The 20,972-nt window shown below is 39.8% G+C and carries 21 protein-coding genes and 1 tRNA gene; 15 read left to right on the forward strand and 7 right to left on the reverse strand.

Annotated elements, in window-relative coordinates; translation table 11 throughout:
- Positions 1-895 precede the first annotated feature (895 nt).
- The gene (gene purH, locus HCCG_RS00470; RefSeq protein WP_002955386.1) at positions 896-2,422 is read right to left on the reverse strand and encodes a bifunctional phosphoribosylaminoimidazolecarboxamide formyltransferase/IMP cyclohydrolase; all 1,527 of its coding nucleotides are present in this window, start codon (positions 2,420-2,422) and stop codon (positions 896-898) included.
- Between the two features lie 126 nt (positions 2,423-2,548).
- Here purH and HCCG_RS00475 point away from each other — a divergent pair, with 126 nt between their 5' ends.
- The 7 genes from HCCG_RS00475 (at position 2,549) to HCCG_RS00505 (ending at position 8,965) form a co-directional block, all read left to right on the forward strand.
- The gene (locus tag HCCG_RS00475; RefSeq protein ID WP_002955387.1) at positions 2,549-3,469 is read left to right on the forward strand and encodes a 3'-5' exonuclease; all 921 of its coding nucleotides are present in this window, start codon (positions 2,549-2,551) and stop codon (positions 3,467-3,469) included.
- Positions 3,466-3,702: a hypothetical protein gene (locus HCCG_RS00480; RefSeq protein WP_002955388.1), complete on the forward strand. Its 237-nt coding sequence runs from the start codon at positions 3,466-3,468 to the stop codon at positions 3,700-3,702. Before HCCG_RS00475 ends, HCCG_RS00480 begins: the two co-directional genes overlap by 4 nt.
- The gene (gene hisH, locus HCCG_RS00485) at positions 3,695-4,417 is read left to right on the forward strand and encodes an imidazole glycerol phosphate synthase subunit HisH (protein WP_015453740.1); all 723 of its coding nucleotides are present in this window, start codon (positions 3,695-3,697) and stop codon (positions 4,415-4,417) included. The genes HCCG_RS00480 and hisH overlap by 8 nt, the downstream gene beginning before the upstream one ends.
- A gap of 111 nt (positions 4,418-4,528) precedes the next feature.
- A complete protein-coding gene (trxB, locus tag HCCG_RS00490) occupies positions 4,529-5,464 on the forward strand; it encodes a thioredoxin-disulfide reductase (protein WP_002955390.1) in 936 nt (311 codons plus the stop codon).
- Between the two features lie 271 nt (positions 5,465-5,735).
- Positions 5,736-6,503, forward strand: coding sequence for a 4-hydroxy-tetrahydrodipicolinate reductase (gene dapB / locus HCCG_RS00495; RefSeq protein WP_002955391.1), 768 nt, complete (start codon positions 5,736-5,738; stop codon positions 6,501-6,503).
- 78 nt (positions 6,504-6,581) lie between these two features.
- Positions 6,582-8,018 (forward strand): amidophosphoribosyltransferase, encoded by a 1,437-nt coding sequence (gene purF, locus HCCG_RS00500; protein ID WP_002955392.1) that lies wholly within the window; start codon positions 6,582-6,584, stop codon positions 8,016-8,018.
- Positions 8,003-8,965, forward strand: a complete 963-nt coding sequence (locus HCCG_RS00505) for a TIGR01212 family radical SAM protein (RefSeq protein WP_014667126.1) — start codon at positions 8,003-8,005, stop codon at positions 8,963-8,965. Before purF ends, HCCG_RS00505 begins: the two co-directional genes overlap by 16 nt.
- Positions 8,966-9,105: 140 nt before the next feature.
- Here the strand turns inward: HCCG_RS00505 and HCCG_RS00510 are convergent, their stop codons facing one another.
- Both HCCG_RS00510 and gap read right to left on the reverse strand, forming a co-directional pair.
- Positions 9,106-10,389: a glucose-6-phosphate isomerase gene (locus tag HCCG_RS00510; protein WP_002955394.1), complete on the reverse strand. Its 1,284-nt coding sequence runs from the start codon at positions 10,387-10,389 to the stop codon at positions 9,106-9,108.
- A gap of 253 nt (positions 10,390-10,642) precedes the next feature.
- A complete protein-coding gene (gene gap, locus HCCG_RS00515) occupies positions 10,643-11,638 on the reverse strand; it encodes a type I glyceraldehyde-3-phosphate dehydrogenase (protein ID WP_002955396.1) in 996 nt (331 codons plus the stop codon).
- A gap of 227 nt (positions 11,639-11,865) precedes the next feature.
- Here gap and HCCG_RS00520 point away from each other — a divergent pair.
- Positions 11,866-11,942, forward strand: a tRNA-Arg gene (locus tag HCCG_RS00520).
- A 48-nt stretch (positions 11,943-11,990) separates the two neighbouring features.
- On the opposite strand, the gene HCCG_RS00525 is transcribed toward HCCG_RS00520, so the two are convergent.
- Positions 11,991-14,084: an RNA degradosome polyphosphate kinase gene (locus HCCG_RS00525; protein ID WP_002955397.1), complete on the reverse strand. Its 2,094-nt coding sequence runs from the start codon at positions 14,082-14,084 to the stop codon at positions 11,991-11,993.
- A gap of 243 nt (positions 14,085-14,327) precedes the next feature.
- Between HCCG_RS00525 and HCCG_RS00530 the strand changes: the two genes are divergently transcribed.
- The 7 genes from HCCG_RS00530 (at position 14,328) to motB (ending at position 19,905) form a co-directional block, all read left to right on the forward strand.
- Entirely contained in the window at positions 14,328-14,846 is a 519-nt protein-coding gene (locus HCCG_RS00530; protein WP_002955398.1) for a hypothetical protein, read from the forward strand.
- Between the two features lie 77 nt (positions 14,847-14,923).
- Positions 14,924-16,765 (forward strand): menaquinone biosynthesis decarboxylase, encoded by a 1,842-nt coding sequence (locus HCCG_RS00535; RefSeq protein ID WP_002955399.1) that lies wholly within the window; start codon positions 14,924-14,926, stop codon positions 16,763-16,765.
- An 84-nt stretch (positions 16,766-16,849) separates the two neighbouring features.
- A complete protein-coding gene (gene rplM, locus HCCG_RS00540) occupies positions 16,850-17,278 on the forward strand; it encodes a 50S ribosomal protein L13 (RefSeq protein WP_002955400.1) in 429 nt (142 codons plus the stop codon).
- A gap of 9 nt (positions 17,279-17,287) precedes the next feature.
- Positions 17,288-17,677, forward strand: coding sequence for a 30S ribosomal protein S9 (rpsI, locus tag HCCG_RS00545; RefSeq protein ID WP_002955401.1), 390 nt, complete (start codon positions 17,288-17,290; stop codon positions 17,675-17,677).
- A gap of 7 nt (positions 17,678-17,684) precedes the next feature.
- Positions 17,685-18,308: an MBL fold metallo-hydrolase gene (locus HCCG_RS00550; protein ID WP_002955402.1), complete on the forward strand. Its 624-nt coding sequence runs from the start codon at positions 17,685-17,687 to the stop codon at positions 18,306-18,308.
- 64 nt (positions 18,309-18,372) lie between these two features.
- Positions 18,373-19,143 (forward strand): flagellar motor stator protein MotA, encoded by a 771-nt coding sequence (gene motA / locus HCCG_RS00555; RefSeq protein WP_002955403.1) that lies wholly within the window; start codon positions 18,373-18,375, stop codon positions 19,141-19,143.
- 9 nt (positions 19,144-19,152) lie between these two features.
- Positions 19,153-19,905, forward strand: a complete 753-nt coding sequence (motB, locus tag HCCG_RS00560) for a flagellar motor protein MotB (protein WP_002955404.1) — start codon at positions 19,153-19,155, stop codon at positions 19,903-19,905.
- Positions 19,906-20,154: 249 nt separating this feature from the next.
- On the opposite strand, the gene HCCG_RS00565 is transcribed toward motB, so the two are convergent.
- The 3 genes from HCCG_RS00565 to HCCG_RS12995 form a co-directional block, all read right to left on the reverse strand.
- Positions 20,155-20,544 (reverse strand): c-type cytochrome, encoded by a 390-nt coding sequence (locus HCCG_RS00565; RefSeq protein WP_015453742.1) that lies wholly within the window; start codon positions 20,542-20,544, stop codon positions 20,155-20,157.
- 66 nt (positions 20,545-20,610) lie between these two features.
- Positions 20,611-20,856: a hypothetical protein gene (locus HCCG_RS00570; RefSeq protein WP_002955406.1), complete on the reverse strand. Its 246-nt coding sequence runs from the start codon at positions 20,854-20,856 to the stop codon at positions 20,611-20,613.
- 3 nt (positions 20,857-20,859) lie between these two features.
- Positions 20,860-20,967, reverse strand: a complete 108-nt coding sequence (locus HCCG_RS12995) for a hypothetical protein (RefSeq protein WP_411979920.1) — start codon at positions 20,965-20,967, stop codon at positions 20,860-20,862.
- Positions 20,968-20,972 lie beyond the last annotated feature (5 nt).

Genomic DNA, 20,972 nt, shown 5'->3' on the forward strand with positions numbered 1-20,972 from the left:
CCGCCAATACCCTTATTTTAAAAAGCTTTTTGGAAAAAAACCTTGAGCTTTTGATTATTGATTCTTATACGCCAAAAATCTCCCTGCCAAATCTTAATCACATTATTCTTATTGCAAATTCCAACGCCCACTGCCCAAAAGATTTTAAGAGTAAGAAAATCCACCCCCTAAGTTTTGAAGAATACATTAGCTTTGATTCTAAAAATCTCTCCATCAATAATCTTTTTAATCTGTTTTTAAAAGAGGGCAATCTGCCTGAGATTCAAACGCTTAATCCAAGCTATAAAATCACGCGTAAGCAAGAGATTTTACAAATATCCCTTAAAAACGACTTTGATATTTTTTGTTCTCTTTTAACAATGCAGGGGCAAAAGCTTACAATTAATCACATCTACACGATTTTGAAAAAAACGCATAAAATTTCAAAAGATAGAATCTACCCTTTGCTGCAGTCCCTAAATGAATCGGGCTTTATTTTTCTTCTCCCTCATCACACAACTTCAAGCAAAAAGCTTTATTTTTTTGACTTTACTTTGCCCTTGTGTGTGCAGATTGAGCGGGATTTTTTAGCGAGTTTGGAAAATATGCTTTTGCTTGAACTTATTGCTTTTTGTGAGCGTTATGAGTGTGAAAGCAGTATATATTATGGCGATATTGGGGAGTTTATAAGCCCACTTGGCATTTTTATCTTTCTGCCCTTTAGCACCAAAGAGAGCATAGAATCTAAATTGAAAAAATTTAATTTTCAAGCCTCGCATATTTATGTGATTACGCTTAATTTTGAAGGCAGTGGGAAGCTAAACCTAGCCCACACCACGCTTGAATGGGAGGCGTTAAACTTTATTGACTTTGCCCTTGAGTTTAGCCCACAGGCAAAGCCCTCACACCTTAAGCATTAATGCAAAAAATGCCTTGTATGTGTGAAAAGCATAGCTATGCCATATTCATCACACGCCTCTATCACCTCATCATCACGGATTGACCCGCCCGGCTGGATAATCGCACTCACTCCCATTTTATGTGCCATATCCACGCTATCGCGGAATGGGAAAAACGCTTCACTCGCACACACACAACCCTGCAAATCTAGCCCCATATCCTTTGCCTTAGCAAATGCCGCCCTTGCTGCATCAACACGGCTTGTCATACCCATACCAATGGCTACAAGTGTGGAATCTTTGACATACACGACACAATTTGACTTTGTAAGTGCAGCGATAAGATAGGCAATCTCTAAATCCCTTTGTTGCGTAGAATCTGGGGCTTTTTTAGTTTTTAAGCTAGATTCCATAATCTCTTCTTTTCTCACACAATCGCTATTTTGAAACACAAATCCACCCTGAATATGCTTAAAGTCATATTCATCTTGTGGCAGGGGGGCAGTTTGGATAAAAATTTTCATTCGCTTTTTACTTGCAAACACATCTAACGCCTCTTGCGTGATACCCCTTGCCACAAGCACTTCTATAAACATCTTATTTATCTCTTTAGCAAGCTCTAAGCCCACTTCGCCATTTATAGCCGCCACGCCACCATAGGCACTGATATTATCACATTGCAAAGCCGCCTTATAAGAATCTAAAAGCGTATCTTTTAATGCAAAACCGCAAGGATTGCCGTGCTTGACAATACATACCGCTTTAGAATCTTTCCCAAATGCTGTGGCGATTTTTACCGCGGCATTCATATCTGTAAGATTATTAAAACTCGCCTCGCCCTTTTTTTGCACAAAGTGCTTCTGCCAAAAAGAAGCAAACTCATACAACGCACCGCTTTGGTGTGGATTCTCCCCATAGCGTGTTTGAAAGACCTTCTGCCCCACGATAAATCGCTTTTTCCCAAAGCCCCCATTAAATCGCTCATTCATATAATTTGCAATCGTGCTATCATAACTTGCTGTATGCTCATAAGCTTTAATCATCATCTTTTGTCGCAGCTCAAGCGTATTTTGATTATTTTTTAAAGCTTCTATGATCATTTTATAATCCGCCTTATCAGTTACCACTAGCACACTTGCGTGATTTTTTGCAGCTGAACGCACCATAGCTGGACCGCCAATATCAATGTTTTCAATAATTTCTGCAAAATCCTGCGTCCTTTGTATTGTCTGCTTAAATGGATACAGATTCACACATACAAGATCTATGCTCCCTATGCCCTTTTGTGCTGCGACTTTAACATCATCTTCACATTCTCGGCGATAGAGTATGCCGCCGTGAATCTTGGGGTGCAAAGTTTTCACTCGCCCATCAAATAACTCTTCACTCTGTGTGTATTCCCCCACATCAATGGCTGGCACTTGAGATTCTAATAAAAGCTTCAAAGTCCCACCCGTGCTTAGAATCTTATAGCCCAAAGCTACTAAATCTCTACCAAACTCTACAATGCCCTCTTTATCGCTGACACTTAGTAACGCATACATAATTATCCTTATTTGTAAATTTTGTGTAGTATTGTAGCTATATTTTTTTATAGGGCAATTAAATGACAAGCGACTTCATAGCAAAGCGTTTGCAAAGCAAGGTATTTAAATGACAAGGCGGTTTGAATGATATGTGTCTTTGATATTGAGACAATCCCGGATTTTCATCTTTTAGCAGATGTGTTTGAGCTAGGCGGTTCGCCACTAGAGATTGCTAAAACCGCCCAAAATATGCAGAAAGAAAAAAGCGGAAGTGAGTTTTTGCCTTTATGCTTTCATCGTGTGATCAGCATTAGCAGTGTGATAGGCGATGAGTTTGGGGCTTTTAAAAGAGTAGGGCATTTTGGGAAAAACTTTTTAGAATCTTTAGGATCCAAAGACGCTTTAGATTCTATGAACAAAGATTTTAAACTTGACTTTTTATCAAGTGAGTTTCTAGATGAGCTAGAAAAGACTTTACTCCAAGAATTTTGGCTTTTTTTTAATAAAAATAACCCAAAGCTTGTAAGCTTCAATGGGCGGGGCTTTGATATTCCCACTCTTACTTTGCGTTCTATGCGGTATAATCTCAATGCGTGGGCGTTATTTGAACAAAATAATCAAGCTTTCAATAAAACAAAATGGGAAAACTACCGCCAACGATATAGTGAGCAGTTTCACACTGATTTATTTGATAGTCTTGGGCAGTTTGGTGCGACACGATCTTTAAATCTCCATAGCCTTTGTAAAATGCTTGATCTTGTTGGCAAATATGATATGAGTGGGAGTGAAGTGTATGAGACTTACCTTGGCGGTGAAAACACCAAAGAAGCAAAGTTATCCGCCCTTGAGACTATCAATCACTACTGCCACAGCGATGTGTTAAACACCTATTGGCTTTATCTTAAGTATGAGCTTTTAAAAGGGGAGCTTTTGCTAGAAGATTATTATCATCTTTTACAAATCCTAAGCGAGAAGCTCCCACAAGATAAGCCCTACTCTGCTATTTTTACCCAAACACTGAAAAAGCACATATCTCAAGCCACCACACACAAAGGCATAGAATGACTACCCCCTACATCACAAAAAATGGCGAAATCATCACTAAAGAAGCCTTGATTAAAGAAATTGAATCTATTCTTAATCTTATCCCAGCCAAATCCCAAACCACGCTCTCCCTAGATGTGATGAACTCACTTGAATGCAGTGATTTAGAATCTATCCGCGACAGTCTTTTGCAAAAGCACAATGCCATTATCACAGAAAACAAAGAATGGCTTTTAGGACTAGCAGATGGATAAAATAGGCATTATTGATTATGGTGTAGGTAATCTTGGCAGTGTGCAAAATGCCTTTAGATTCTGTGCGAATCGCCCACTAGAAGCTTTGCATTTACAAGCTTCACAGCTAGAATCCCACGCCACACAATCCCAAAATCTACAATCTTCACTTTTGTACGCTACGCGTCCCTTTTCTCTCCATATAGAATCTAAGCCTGAAAATCTTAAAAAGTATGATAAGCTTTTACTGCCCGGTGTTGGGGCATTTGGTAATGCAATGGAGCAACTACAAAAAACGCATTTGTTGAGTGCAGTTATAGAGTTTGCCAAAAGTGGCAAATATATGCTTGGAATCTGCCTAGGAATGCAGCTACTTTTTGAAAAAAGCTTTGAGTTTGGAGAGTATAAGGGGCTAGGGCTGATTGAAGGCGAGATTGTAGGCTTTAAAAACATCGCTCCTTTAAAAGTCCCGCATATCGGCTGGAATAGCTGCCTTTTTACCCAAAGTGGAGAATCTTCGCCACTATTGCAAGGCATTAACAATGGCAGTTTTTTCTACTTCGTGCATAGCTTCCATATTGCAACGCAGGAAAAGTTTATCTTTGCTAAGTGTGAGTATGGCTATCCATTTGGAGCTATTGTCAATAAAGATAATCTTTTTGGGATTCAGCCCCACCCAGAAAAAAGCCATAATGTCGGTTTGCAGTTGCTAAAAAATTTCATAAATCTACATTGAATTTATATTGAATCCACATTAAAAAAACACAAAATTATCGCAATATTTACTCTTAGATTCTTTTATTGAGTTTTAATAATGGAAAATTTTTATCAAAAAAAGGAGTAGAAAATGATTGATGTAGCAATTATCGGTGGTGGTCCTGCTGGGCTAAGTGCGGGGCTATATGCCACACGCGGTGGATTAAAAAATGTCGTGCTGTTTGAAAAAGGAATGCCCGGCGGGCAAATCACAGGAAGTAGCGAGATAGAAAATTATCCCGGTGTTAAAGAAATAGTCAGTGGTATGGACTTTATGGAGCCTTGGCAGGAGCAATGCTTTCGCTTTGGCTTAAAGCACAAAATGGCTGAAGTCAAGCAAATCACAAAAGAAAATGGAATCTTTAGCATTCATCTAGCCGATAAGAGTACAGAACAAGCAAAGGCTGTGATTTTTGCCGCTGGTGGCAGCCCAAAGAGAGCCAATCTCAAAGGGGAAAATGAGTATTGGGGCAAGGGCATTAGCACTTGTGCGACTTGCGATGGATTTTTCTATAAAGATCAAGAAGTAGTCGTGCTAGGCGGAGGCGATACCGCCCTTGAAGAAGCCATTTATTTAAGTAGAATCTGCTCAAAAGTGCATCTTATCCATAGACGCAATGAGTTTCGTGCCGCCCCTAGCACTATTACTCACGCCAAAAATAATGACAAGATTCACTTCATCACACCTGCGGTGATTGAAGAGATTTTAGGCGATAGCTCGGGTGTGAGCGGTGTGCGTATTAGACATACGGATTCTAATGAAACTGAAGTCATCTCCGTATATGGGCTTTTCATCTTTGTGGGCTATGATGTCAATACCGCAACTTTAAAGCAAGATGATGGCTCAATGCTGTGTGAGTGCGATGAATGGGGAAGTGTGAAAGTTGATTTATCGATGAAAACAAGTGTGGAGGGGCTATTTGCCGCTGGAGATGTAAGGACACAAGCGAGCAAACAGGTTGTGTGTGCTGCTGGAGATGGTGCTACTGCGGCGTTAAGTGCGATTGCGTATTTGGAGCATAAGTGAGTTTGTAGATTTTAGATTCAGACAATCCTAAAATCTATTAGAATCTCACGCTTCACATATCTATAAGCCCATTCGATAAATCATAGCAAAGCCTACAAAAGCGGCATAACTAGCAAATTTTATCATTTGCTAGACACCGCTTATCCCCCAACACTATACTAACAGCTTAGAATCTCAACCACAAAACAACTCAAAAATATTAAACTGACATAAGGTTTCATTATCTGCGTATGCTATACTACGCTTTTTAAATCATCTTAAGGAGAATCTAATGCTAAAAGTAGGCATTTTTGGTGCGACAGGGCGTGTAGGACGACTACTGATTGAAGAGATTCTAAACCACGATAGGCTTAATCTCTCAAGCGTGTATGTGCGAAATGAGTTGCAGTATTCACTCCCTTCTAGCACGATGGTAACAAAAGATTTTAAGATTTTTTTAGAATCTAGCGATGTGATTATTGACTTTAGCTCAGCTTACGCTACTAAAGCCCTGCTAGAAGTAGCCTTGCACTGCCCTACACCACTTGTTATTGGCACAACGGGGCTTGATGATGACACTAAGCATTTGTTAGAGAATGCCTCCACAAAAATGCCGATTTTGTATGCGACAAATATGAGTAAAGGTGTAGCAATGCTAAATAAAATCGCCGCCCTTGTGAGCAGCACACTTAAAGAAAGCGATATAGAAATCTGTGAGATTCACCACAGACACAAAAAAGACGCTCCCTCTGGCACGGCTTTGAGCTTGGCTGAAAGCTGTGCTAAGGCTAGGAATCTTAGCCTTGAAAAAGTCCAAGTGAGTGGGCGTTGCGGAATGATAGGAGAGCGAAAAAAAGATGAAATTGCTGTGATGAGCCTACGCGGTGGCGATGTGGCTGGGCGACATACGATAGGATTCTACCTTGATGGAGAATATTTAGAGCTTACGCATAATGCCACTTCACGCCTTACATTTGCCAAAGGGGCGATTGATATGGCAGAATGGATTGTAAAGCAAAAAAATGGCTTGTATAGCATTCAAGATGCTTTACAATTATAAAAACTTATTAGTTTTGTTGCTATACAATTGCGAATTTTAAAGTGCTAATTTTAAAAGAAAATCAAGGAAATTATACAGATGAAGCATTGGAATGAAGAATGTGCGGTTGTGGGCGTATATAATGTAGAAAATGCAAGTATTTTGAGCTATTATTCACTCTTTGCTATGCAGCACCGCGGACAAGAAGCAAGCGGTATTTCAGCAAGCAATGGTAGCAAAATCACTACAATCAAAAACACCGGACTTGTAACCAAAATCTTCACGGAAAAACGCCTAAGCAAACTGCAAGGTCGCTCAAGCATAGGGCATAATCGCTATTCAACCGCTGGGGAAGATTCCATAAACGACACACAGCCTATTTTTGCTCGCTATGATTTGGGCGAAATGGCAATCGCACATAATGGGAATCTCACAAACGCCAAGCAAGTGCGGCAAATGCTGATTAATGAAGGAGCGATTTTCCAAAGCCACCTTGATACGGAAAATCTTATCCACTTAATCGCAAGAAGCAAAAAGCAAAGTCTCACAGATAGAATCATAGACGCTTTGGGGCGGGTTGATGGGGCATATTGCTTTGTATTCCTTTCACGCACAAAGATGTTTGCTATACGCGATCGCTATGGATTGCGTCCTTTGAGCCTAGGCAAGATTCAGAATCAAGATGGCAGCACGGGCTATATTGTGGCGAGTGAAAGCTGTGCGTTTGACTTGGTTGGAGCGGAGTTTGTAAGGGAGGTTAAGGCGGGGGAAATGCTCATTTTTGATGGGGCATACTCCTTAAGTGATAATCAACCAAAAAGTATTCAAGTCTTTGAGCCAAAAGAACACCCTTGCGTGTTTGAGCATGTGTATTTTGCGCGACCTGATAGTAATGTCTTTGGACATAATGTGTATAAAACTAGGAAGCAAATGGGGATTGAACTCGCAAAAGAGCATAAGATTGAAGCCGATATGGTAATTCCTGTGCCAGATTCTGGCGTGGCAGCCGCACTTGGGTATAGCAAACAAAGTGGCATTGACTTTGAGCTTGGACTTATCCGCAATCACTATGTGGGGCGGACATTTATTGAGCCAACACAACAGCAAAGGGAACTCAAAGTGCGATTGAAGCTTAACCCCATTGCCGAGCTTATCGCTGGTAAGGACATTATCGTTATTGATGATTCTGTGGTAAGGGGGACGACAAGTAAGCAGATTATAAAGATTTTGCGTCAAGCGGGGGCTGGAAAGATTCACTTACTTGTTAGCTCTCCGCCGACTATCTCGCCTTGCTTTTATGGTGTGGATACACCGCATAAGACAGAACTCATTTGTGCGAATAAAAGCATTGAAGAAGTGCGAAAATATATCGGAGCAGATTCTTTAGGATTTTTATCTATTGATGGGCTTATGCGGAGCTTGGGAGATGAGAATAAGCCGATGTGTAAGGCGTGTTTTGATGAAGTGTATATTGATGATTTTACAAATGATTTTAGAAGTGACTTGACAGGGGCAAATCCGTGCGTGTCGTGCTAAGTGTGGGGCGATACTTTAAAAAACGATTTGGCGGGAGGGTTAGAAAAATCCCCATTTCCTTGCAGGGCTTTACTTGTCCAAATATTGATGGCTCTTTGGCAAAGGGTGGGTGCATATATTGTGATAATGAAAGCTTCTCGCCTAGCCTTATTAAGCTTGATAAAATCTCGCAAGTAAAGATGAATTTTTCACTCACTACAAATCCACTGCTCGAAAAACAACTGCATCAGCTTGAAGAGCAATTCTGTTGGCATTCGGAGTTTCATCAAAGAAAATTTGGTGTAGGCAAGTATATGGTGTATTTTCAATCTTATACAAATACCTATGCACCATTTGATACGCTTAAAGCCCTGTATGATAAGGCGTTGAGCTTCCCTAATGTCGTGGGGCTAAGCATAGGCACACGCATAGACTGCGTGGAAGATAGGCTTTTGGAGCTTTTGGGAGAGTATGTCAAAAATGGCAAGGAGATTTGGCTAGAGTATGGGATTCAAAGTGTGTATGATAAGACTTTGGAGCTTACAAACCGCGCTCATAGCATTGCTGGGGCAAAGGAGATGTTTGAAAAAACAAGGGCAAAGGGCGTAAAAGTCTGTGCGCATTTAATCTATGGGTTACCTGAAGAAACCCCGGAGATGATGCTTCACTCGCTTGATTGTGTGTTAGAATGGGGCATTAATGGTATTAAGATTCACCCGCTGTATGTTGTGAATGGCACACGCCTTGCTAAACTCTACAAAGAGGGCAAATATGAACCTATCACAATGGAATGCTTTAGCGATCTTATTGTAGAATCTTTACAGAGAATCCCGGCAGATGTCGTGGTGCAAAGGATTAGTGCGGGGGCGCACGATAATACACTTCTTGCACCAAAATGGTGCTTTGATAAAAATATTCAAATGCGTTGTCTCCGCGATAAGCTAAAAGCTGTGGGGATAGAGTATTAGATTCTGCATTGTCTTTCTAGCTTAGAAATGCTTCCGCAGTTTTATTTTTATGCTGTGGGATTTTAGGGTGCAATTTTTAGATTCTAAGAATCTAGCCTAGATTCCAAAATCTTTTAACCATAATAGAATCTACAAATCCCCTAGGATTGAAAAAGTTTTTTCAATCTCACCTTGCCAAACTCCACACCGGGCTGATTGTAAGTGTCTATCTCAAAGATGTTTCCCACGCACGAAGTCAAAAGTTCAAAATACGCTATCAAAATCCCCACACTCTCTTCGCACAATCTCATCACTTCAATACAATCGGTGGCAATGCCCTCATTCTCAATAGTCTGCATTGTAGCTAGGCGTTGATTATGCAGCAAGGTAGCAAAACTTTGATTATTCACAAAATCTGTGGATTCTAAATGTGGAATCTTCACATTTGGAATCCGCGGGATTAAGCTATGAGCGGGATTAAGACTAAGAAAAGTTACGCTTTTATCACGCACACCTTGCACGATGAGTTGTAAAAAAGAGTGTTGATCAATACTGCCAATTAACGCAATAGGCGTTAGTCCAACCTTTTCTCCACTTGCATTAATTTTCCCCAAGCTCTCCCCCCACAGCTGCACATACCACGCATTAAACTGCGTAAAAAGGCTAGAGTAAGAAAAAAGCACATTCATAGGAATCTGCTTTTTTTGCTTAGCGTAAGTCAGGGCTTTGTATAAAATATGCTCTTCTTTTCTTTCAAAAAATCTCTGCGTCATCTTAGCCGCCCCTTGTAATAAAGCCTCTATATCAAAGCCCAAAATCGCCAAAGGCACAAGCCCCACCGCACTTAACACTGAAAATCTCCCGCCCACATTTGGCATAATCTCAAAATGCTTTATATCCACACTTTTTGCCCAAGTTTCAAGCGGTGAAGATGTATCGGTGATGACAAACAAATGCTTTTTACTCTCCATATTTTCTAACAATCTATATTTTTCAAGCACATATTTAAGGAGAGATGAAGTCTCAATAGTCGTGCCAGATTTTGAAATCACAATAAACAAAGCATTATGCAACGCCACGCCCTGCAAGGCTTTCATAATATGTAAAGGGTCAGTATGCTCCAAAAACACAAGCTTTAATGCTTTTCTACAAGGTAAATGCTCTAACATTCCATCAATGGCTTTTAACCCCAAGGAACTCCCGCCAATACCAATAATCACAAGATAAGATAAAGAATCTAAAAATGATTCATTTTCTTTGACATACACCCTTGCTTCCTGTAACGCATACGATTGAAAAGGCAAGTCATAATAGCCACTTTTTTTGCTTTCTCTCTCTTGTAAGATTCCACTAAACACCCTATCGCACTCGCTTTGCGTATGTGTATGGCTAAAATGTAAAGAAAACTCCACTAGAGAATTTTGACAATTTTGCTTATTTTTCATTTACTTTATTTACCTTTTTTCCATTTTAAGCCAGATTCAGAATCTAGGCTACCGCCGCAAATATTTTACCAAAACCCATTTTCTTTAGAAAACCAGCTGCGGAAGTATCTTTGAGGGATTTTAAGAGTTTTGCGAGCGAAAGCAAGGAAGCTACCTTAAGGGTAGTGCCCACAGCTTGAACGAAGCAATCTCTTAAAATCACCACTTGTGCGAAGCACCAGTCCAAACCTACAAAAGAGACGACGCAAGACGACTAGCTGCACACATACACACTCATATCTACAAGTCTGTGCGTATAGCCCATCTCATTATCATACCACGCAAGGACTTTTGCGCTCTTGCCAATGGCGATTGTCTTATCTGGCACGATTACCGCACTCGCCTTGCTACCGATAAAATCGCTTGATACACGCATTTCATCATCAACGATAATAAGCCCCTTAAATGCCCCTTCAAAACTCTCGCCACTTTGAGCCTTATAAAATGCTTCATTAATGGAATCTTTACTTGCTTCACTCTTTAGATTCACGCTTAAATCCACTAAGCTCACATCAGGCGTTGGCACACGCACGGCAATGCCATTAAGCTTACCTGCTAAATGGGGCAATACAAGCCCAATAGCCCCTGCAGCACCTGTGCTTGTAGGTATCATAGATAGGGCTGCTGCACGCGCTCGGCGTAAGTCTTTATGCTTGACATCAAGGAGATTTTGATCATTCGTGTAGCTATGGATAGTGCTCATAAGGGCGTTTTCAATGCCAAAAGTAGAATCTAGCACTTTCACAATGGGGGCAAGGCAGTTTGTGGTGCAGGACGCATTTGAAATCACACTTTCATTATTATATTGCGTATGATTGACGCCATAGACAAAAGTTGGCGTGTTATCGGATGGAGCTGAAATTATCACGCGTTTGACATTGCCTTTAATATGTGCTTTTGCTTTATCAAGGGCGTTAAACTTGCCCGTGCATTCAAGCACGGTTACCGCCTCGCCAAAGTTAAGATTCAAAGGGTCTCTATCGCTTAAGACTTTTACATTTTTGCTTTTGCCAATACGAAGTGTGCTTTCATCTAACTTCTCAACATCATAGAATCTATGCACAGAATCATATCGCAGCAAATGCACTAAAGTATCTATGCTAGCTGTGGTATTTATACTCACAAGCTCTACATCATCGCGTTCCCCAATAATCCTAGCCGCACATAGCCCAATGCGTCCCGTGCCATTAATCGCAAGTTTGATTGCCATAGTTCTCTCCTTAAAATATTTCTACCACATCAAGTTTTTGAAAATCTTATAGAATCTTACCCTAAAACCGACAAAAAATACTCATAAACTCTAGTAGGTGGTAATTAGAGGCGTATTCTAGCACAAAAATATGCTTTCACACAGCTTTTAGCTTGATTTATCGCTCAAATGAGTGTAAAATAGCGACTTTTGACTTTCTCCTACTCTTTGTTGTATTTATGCCTTTTGTCCTTGTAGCTCAGCTGGATAGAGCACACGATTCCTAATCGTGAGGCCACGCGTTCGAATCGCGTCGAGGACACCACCCAGCAACAAAAAATATACCACTTAAAGATTCTAAAATCTATAACTTCTAGCTTTCTTTTAGCATTCTTTTAGCGAGTTTTTTTGCCTTACTTAATTCATCATTCCTTACAGAATCTCCATAAATCGCATTGACATATTCTTCATAAGCAAGTTGAGAACTGAAGGCTTTTTGTGTGCTTTGCACCTTTTGATACTCACCATTACTTTGCAATTCATACATCTGCACATTATCATTAAGTTGCATTTTTAGAATTTCCATTAGCCTTTTGCTCATTTGTGTATTAAGGCTAGGGGTAAGAATCTCCACGCGTCTTTCAAGATTCCTTGGCATAATGTCTGCTGAAGCAAAATATACACCCACGCTATCATTCTTAAAATAGTAGATTCTAGCGTGTTCAAGGTATTTACCAATGATAGAAAACACACGGATATTCTCACTCACACCCTTTACTCCCGGACGCAACGCACACACACCACGCACGATAAGATCAATCTTCACTCCCGCCATTGATGCCTTGTATAATGCCGCAATCACATCAACATCAACAAAAGCGTTGCATTTCATAATAATCTGCCCTTCAGCACCTTTTTTGGCTTCATTTTCAATCAATTCTAGAATCTTAGGCTTAATTTGCGTTGGTGCAATCATCAAGCAATCAAGCTTTGTGCGATATGATGAGCCTGTTGAGAGTGAATGAAAAAGCTTTATAGCATCTTTGGCAAAGGCGTTATTGCAAGTCAGCAGCGAAATATCAGTGTAAATCTTAGCCGTGCTTGGATTGTAATTCCCCGTGCTTAGATGCACATACTCTTTAAGCGTATTACCGATTTTCTTAATCACAAGGGCGATTTTGGCGTGCACCTTTAGCCCCGGAACTCCATAAATCACGTGTGCCCCAGCAGATTCTAAAGAATGCGCCCAATGCAGGTTATTCTCTTCATCAAAACGAGCTTTAAGCTCCACAAGTGCGGTAACTTGCTTGTTGTTTTCAGCCGCTTGTATCAGGGCTTTGACAATGGGAGAGTTTTTCCCGACGCGATAAAGCGTCATACGAATGGATAGCACATCAGGGTCTTTTGCCGCACTTTGGATAAAATTCACCACCGGATCAAAGCTTTCATACGGGTGAAAAAGCAAAATATCTTCAGATTCTATGGTAGAGAGCAAATCTACATTACCCTGCAATGGCGGGAGAATCTTGGGGTTAAAAGGCGGAGTTGTAAGATGAGCATATGCCTTACTCCCCACAAGCTCCCACAATCCACTAAGATTGAGCGGAATGTTATAAGCATAAATATCTTTGGGATCAACATTAAGATGAGAGTTAATAAAATGAAGCAGACTATTATCCTTATCTACACCCACTTCAAGGCGGACAACCTCGCCTTTGCGGCGTGTTTTTAGCCCTTCACTCATAATTTCAATAAAGTCATCAGCCTCCTCTTCTTCTATTTCCATATCCGCATTACGCGTGATTCTAAAAGGCACATAGCTTAGAATCTCATAGTCCCCAAATAGCTCACTTGCAAACTCCCCTACAATATCTTCTATGGTAATAAAAACTCCACCTTCAATCTCCACAAAACGCGGTAATAGCCGCGATATTCTAACCATTGCAAACTTCACATTCCCATCTTGCAGACTTTTTAGCCGTAACGCAATAGCAAAGCTAAGATTATTTAAATGCGGAAAAGGATGTGTAGAATCCACCACCACAGGCACAATCACAGGATAGAGATAATGCAGAAAATATTCATACAACTTAGCTTTTTGCTCACTATTGAGTTGTGAAACCTGCTTTATATGCATACCTTCTTTGGCAAGTCCGCTTTGAATCTCCTTAAAAACACTCTCCAGTGTGCGTTTTTCCTTATCAAGATATTCCCGTATGCTTTTAAGCTGCTGCAATGGTGTAAGTTTATCCGCTCCCACTTCTGTAATCCCACTTGCATATAAACGCTTTAATCCTGCCACGCGTATCATATAAAATTCATCTAAATTCGTGCCATAAATAGCCACAAACTTTAGTCGCTCTAAAAGCGGTATATGCGTATTTTTAGCCTCATTTAGTACGCGCGTATTAAACTTAAGCCAAGAAAGCTCCCGATTGAAATACATTTTAGAATCATTGATTGTCATAGCTACTTCCCCCATTAACTTACGCAAATGTTTTGCTCAATATCATAGGACTTGATTGTATCTCATTTTTTATTCTAAATCATTTTTTTTTATTAAAAAGACTTTTGAATCTAGTGTATGTATGGTAAAAATGTTTCAAATTCTACTCATTTTCTAACTCTTTAAGCAAAATCAAACATATTTTTCCTATAATGTCTCTTTGGATTCACAATTTTTGGATTCACAAATCACAAAGGAGTTTTGATGAAAAAATATTTACTTTCTTTGCTTTTTGCAGCAGGATTTGGAGCAAATGCGTTTGCAGTGAGTATTGCAGGCTTTGAGATAAGCCCAGAGTTTGGTTTCGCAGCCGGTAAAATCAAAGCAGAAACAAAAGAGGATAGCTCTATTGCCACAGATAGCTATGGAGCGTTTGGTCGTGTGTGGCTTGGGGCATTTGATTTGGTGGTAGCTCCGCAGGTAAAGTATGATTTTAACAAAGGCGATGGAGCTAAGTTTAGAAACCTTCAATATGGTGTATCTGCGGGGTATAACATAGGGCTTATTATTGCGCGACTTACTCCTTATGTAGGTATCAATCACTCAAGCTTTAATGATATTTTTAAAGATACGACTTCATACAACGCAGGATTAAAGTTAAAATTTGATCTTTTGCCTATCTCTTTGGGGCTGCTTTACACTTACCAAAATCCAGAGTTTGAAGCAAGCAAAGCTAATCAAAAAATGCACAATATCCAAGCGCTTATAGGTTTGCATTTCTAGCACTGCAATGTCTTAAGGTTAGAATCTAGCCTTAAGATTCTAGTATTGTTTTGGTAGAACTTTTTTTGGAGCTTTCTATGGCTTTAGATTCTAGACAACTCATCAAATTTTTACAAGAACACGATGAACTTACTATTATTGACACACCGCTTGATATTTACCTTGAAATCCCCCAACTTGCTTATATTGAAGTAAAAAAGCTAGATTCTAAAGCCTTGCTTTTTACGCGACCTATTTGCAAAAAAAGTGGCAAGGAGTTTGATATTCCTGTACTTATGAATGTCTTTGGCTCACATAAAAGACTTGATCTTCTTATCAATAAACCCATTCCAAAAATCGCTCATAGCCTACAAAATCTTTTACATCTTAGCCCACCCAAAGGTATCAAGCAGATATTCCACAAGCTTAAAGAGCTGTATGCCCTGCGTTCTGTCTTTCCAAAATACATCAAAAAAAAGGGGCAATGCCAAGAGATTATTAAAACACAGAATCTTAATCTCTTTGACCTGCCTATCCTTACCACTTGGGAGCGTGATGGCGGAGCGTTTATCACAATGGGGCAAGTTTATACACAAAATCTTAATGGCACACAAAAAAATCTCGGTATGTATCGTTTGCAAGTCTATGATGAAACACATTTAGGATTGCATTGGCAGATTCACAAAGATTCACAGCATTTCTTTCACGAGTATAAAAAAGCACATAAAGAAATGCCTGTGAGCATTGCACTTGGGGGTGATCCATTGTATATTTGGTGCGGACAGGCTCCATTGCCTTTGGGAATCTTTGAGCTTATGCTTTATGGCTTTATCCGCGAGAAAAAGCCTGTGCTTTGCCCCTGTATCACAAATCCACTTTTTGTGCCTTATGATGTGGATATTGTCATTGAAGGTTGGGTAGATACGACACAAATGCGAGATGAAGGACCTTTTGGCGACCACACAGGATTCTACACGCCTATTGAGCCTTACCCCGTGCTTGAAGTCTCCGCTATCACTATGCGAAAAAAGCCTATTTTTCCAGCCACAATTGTTGGTAAGCCTCCGCTTGAAGATAAATATATGGGCTATCTCACAGAAAGAGTATTTTTGCCCCTATTGCAAACCACTGCTCAAGGTTTGATTGATTATCATATGCCAGAAAATGGCATCTTCCACAATCTCATTTTTGCAAAAATTAAGCCTGAATATCCCTCACATAGTAAGCAGATTATGCATGCATTTTGGGGTGTGGGGCAGATGAGCTTTGTCAAACACGCCATTTTTACTGATGAAAATGTAGGCGATTTAGCTGATTATGAAACCTTTGGCACATATATTTTACATAGATTCTCTCCGCAGAATCTGCTGATTACAGAAGGCATTTGCGATGCACTTGATCACTCTAGCCCAGATTTTGCCCACGGCGGCAAACTTGGCGTAGAAGCTATCACACCTGTGGAAAAGCCTGATTTTTGTGCTTTAAGCGATGAGGTGCTTTTGAAGCGTATCACAGCGATTTTTTCACAAGCCGTGGGGCTAAAGCAGTATTTTATCCATACGCCTAACCCCATTTGCATTATCAGCGTGGATAAAAAAAGCAATCTCTTAAATGCCGTAAAAGAAAAAATGCAGGCATTTGAAAATTTACACAATCATTTGAGTATTGTCATTTTTGTAGATTCTCATAAAAATAAGCTTGACAATCCTTATATGCTGACTTGGCGGATTGTGAACAATATTGATGCTAAACGCGATATACTTGTTACACAGAATCTTGTGTTTGTTGATGCGAGTGATAAAGGTAAGTTGGAAGGGCATTTGCGAGAGTGGCCCCTTGATACAAACTGCAATGCAGAGGTGATTGAGAGTTTGCGACAAAAAGGGCTACTACAAGGTATTGATGAAGCATTTTTAGAGCGATTTGGAATCTTATATTAAAATAAGCTTAAGTTAATATTTTTTTAAGCTAATCTAACCTATAATGCCAATTCTCAATTTTGATTATACTTTCAAGGAAATACGATGGAATTGACAAAAATAGCAACACAAAATGACATTAATCGTCAGTGGGTTGTGCTTGATGCCAAAGACAAGGTGTTTGGTCGTCTCATCACTGAGGTGGCAACACTTTTGCGTGGTAAGCACAAACCTTGCTTTACACCACATATTGATTGTGGAGATTTTGTAGTGATTATCAACGCTACTGAAGCAAAATTTACAGGAATGAAGCTTGAAGATAAGGAATATTTCACGCATTCTGGCTACTTTGGAAGCACAAAAAGTAAGACTTTGCAAGAAATGCTAGAAAAACATCCAGAAAAGCTCTATCATCTCGCAGTGCGTGGAATGCTCCCAAAAAATAAGCTTGGACGAGCTATGCTTAAAAAGCTCAAGGTATATCGTGGTAGCGAACATCCACACAGCGCACAAGTTTCTAAAAGCTCAAAATAAGGGAATACTATGGCAAAAGTTTATGCAACAGGAAAAAGAAAAACAGCAATCGCAAAAGTTTGGTTGAGTGCTGGAAGCGGGAAACTCACCATCAATGGACAAAGTCTCAATGAGTGGCTTGGCGGACACGAGGCGATTAAAATGAAAGTTATGCAGCCCTTGCTTTTAACAAAGCAAGAAAAGTCTGTGGATATTCACGCCGTTACTTTGGGTGGTGGTTATTCCGCACAGGCAGAAGCATTGCGACACGGAATCTCAAAAGCACTTAACAACTATGATATTGCTTTTAGAGCAATTCTTAAGCCAAAGGGACTTCTTACAAGAGATTCACGCGTTGTTGAGCGTAAAAAATATGGTAAAAGAAAGGCACGCAGAAGCCCACAATTCTCAAAAAGGTAGGATTATTGTGGAAATTCTCTCTCGAAGTTTTGGCGAGTATCAAACAAATTGTTATATTTGCAAATTCCCACAGGGAGAAATTGTTGTTGATGCGGGGATTGGTGCGACACAATGGGTGATTGAAAATTGTCCTAATCCTCTTGCTTTTCTCAATACTCACGGACATTTTGATCATATTTGGAGCAATGCCGAGCTAAAGGCTCATTTTGTAAATGTGCCGCTTATTTGCCCGGAACTTGATGTATTTATGCTAGAATCCGATTGTTTTAATCTAGGTGTAACGCCAAGTATTCCGGATATTCTCACGGAGTGCAAAAAAGATTCACAAAAACTTCAATTCAATAATGTGGAAGTGCTTTTTTCTCATTTTCCCGGACATACGCCGGGCTGTTCTATCATTGAGATTGAAAATGAAATTTTTAGCGGTGATTTTATCTTTTATCGCTCCATTGGACGATATGATTTTCCCTACTCAAACGCAACTGACATGAAAGATTCACTTACCCGCTTTTCACAACTCTCCTGCACTCAAAATAAGACTATTCACCCCGGACACGGCATTGTAACAACGCTTATAGATGAGCAGCATAATGCTAAACTTTGGATTAAACATATAGAATATGAAGTGTAGAATGCGAAATGGACTAGGAATGTTTTTTGCTTTTTTATCTCAAATTTAGACAGGAGAGGTGCTTATGGATTTAACGACCATTTTAGGGCTCATTGGGGCTGTTACAAGCCTCTCAATAGGGGACTTTTTGGAGGGGGGTAACCCTCTGCATCTCATTCACATCAGCTCACTTATTATCATTATCCCAACGGCTGGTTGTGCAGCAATGTCTAGCACCCACCCAACACATGTAAAAGGTGCATTAAAGGAGCTAAAAATTGTCTTTGGTGCAAGTAAAGTCAATCTCAATGAGACCATACGCACCATTGTGGAACTCTCAACTCTTGCAAGAAAAGATGGCGTTCTCTCGCTTGAAGGTAAAGCTGCTCAAATTGAAGATGACTTCTTGCGACAAGCACTTTCAATGATTATTGATGGGCGGGACGCTCACGCCGTGCGTGAAGATATGGAAGTGCAAATAGAATCTTTAGAAGAGTATTATCATGGCTCGGCACACTACTGGGTAACCTATGCGGAGACTTGCCCTACTATGGGGCTTGTAGGGGCGGTTATGGGGCTTATGCTCGCACTTCAACTTCTTGATGATCCAAAAGCAATGGCAGCTGGTATTGCTGGAGCATTTACCGCAACGGTTACGGGGATTTTCTGTGCGTATGCACTCTTTGGTCCGTGGGGACACAAAATGATAGCAAAAAGCAAAGATATTATTAGGGAGCGTATGGTTGTATTAGAAGGCGTTGTGGGTATTGCCAATGGTGATAACCCACGCAACCTTGAAGAAAAACTACTTGGCTTTATACCACCGGGTGAGCCTAAAATCTCACAATTTGAGTAGGCAAAGATTATGGCAAAAAAGAAAAAATGCCCTGAGTGTCCAGCTGGTGAGAAGTGGGCTGTTCCTTATGCGGACTTTCTCTCTTTGCTTTTGGCACTTTTTATTGCCTTATGGGCTATTTCTTCCACAGGCTCTGCAGATTCAGAAGCACTTAAAACTGAATTTGTGAAGATTTTTGACTTTACGCTCACCTCACCACTTCCTTCAAATCAAGATGATATCAATGATAGTGAAGTAGAAAATGAGAGTGGGGCTATCAGCCAAACTTCTTCGGTTACCACAGCTGAGATTCAACAAATGGCAGAAGAAGGCGGGATCTTAGAGCAAATGGAAATGGGGTTGTCTTTGCGATTGCCCTCAAATCTCTTTTTTGAATCTGGAAGTGCAGAAATCAACAATAGCGATGTATATCTATACCTTCAGCGTATGACGGCTATTATCAAAAAACTGCCCGATTATGTTAAAATTGATGTGCGAGGCTATACCGATAATGCTTCGTTACCTATTGGCTCAAGATACAAGGATAATTATGAGCTTTCTTCAGCACGCTCTCTTGCTGTAATGAAAAATCTTATCAAAAATGGAATCTCACCTGAACGCATTTCTTTTTCTGGCTATGGGGAACATCAGGCAGTCGCTCCAAATGATAGCACTATTAATCGTGCCAAAAATAATCGTGTTGAGATATTTTTCTTTGTGGATCAAAAAGATGTTCCTGCAACACAATCTATTCTAGAAGAAACCTTACAAAACTCGCGGTAGTGGGGTAATTCACAACAAAAAAAATAAAAAGAGTTTTAAAAAATGGAAGTGGGTTTGATTTCTAACTGTAAAATATTTTTACCTTCCAAATTCTAACAACTAAATCCTTGATAACAAGGATTAAAACTCTCCCTAAACACCACTCCACTATAAAACAATTATAAAGATATTGACGGGTATTTCCGAAAAAAAATGATAACCCATTCTAATCTAAAAATCAAAATAGTTAAAATGCATCAATATATGCTCCTAATGCTTCAATATCTGCATCTCATCTCTTAGATTTTTAGTTTGCATATACATAATCACAGAATTACCACCTTTACTTAATGTTTGTGAACGGAAGCCTTTTAAAGATTCTATAACCTGCTCTTTATTGAGCGAAGCGATTAAAACATTACCCACACTGCCGGGCGCAACACTTTTGCCATCTTTGCCGTGGCACGAAGCACAACGCACATAAAGTATCTCTGGATCTACCAATATCTCTTTAGAATCCTGATAAGCAGAGTCTGATATAACATTATTAGAATCTTGTAAAGGGGTTACAACTTTTGAAGGTTGCGAGTTAGAATCTTTATCATCAAAACAAGCAGAAAAAGAAAAAAGAAATAAACAAAATACAATAAACCTTAGCATTTCATCATCTCCTTTTTTTAACAAAATCCCCTAAAAATGAAACTCTTAGGAGAAAAACAAGATTGATTATTGAGCTTTTTCTTCCTTTTGTTCATCAGGCTTTACTTGATATTCACTTGTAGCAGGAGCTTCTACCTCAGGCTTAATGTCAGCGTTGTTCTCATCAGCGGGAACTACTGTTACTTGAGTAGGATCTTGCACCGGTTTGTCTTCTATTACTGGAGCTGGAGCAGAAGCTTTTTTCTCTTTTGTATTGTCGCTACACGCTGCAAATATTAAACCCAAAACTAAAACTAAAGCTAACTTTTTCATATGTTACCCCTTTCTTTTTTCCATAATTTCCTTGGCAATATTATTTGGAACTTCACCATAGTGGTCAAACTCCATTGTATATATGCCTCTGCCCTGTGTAGCTGAACGCAAATCAG

This window comes from Helicobacter cinaedi CCUG 18818 = ATCC BAA-847 (assembly GCF_000155475.1).
GTDB lineage: Bacteria > Campylobacterota > Campylobacteria > Campylobacterales > Helicobacteraceae > Helicobacter_C > Helicobacter_C cinaedi.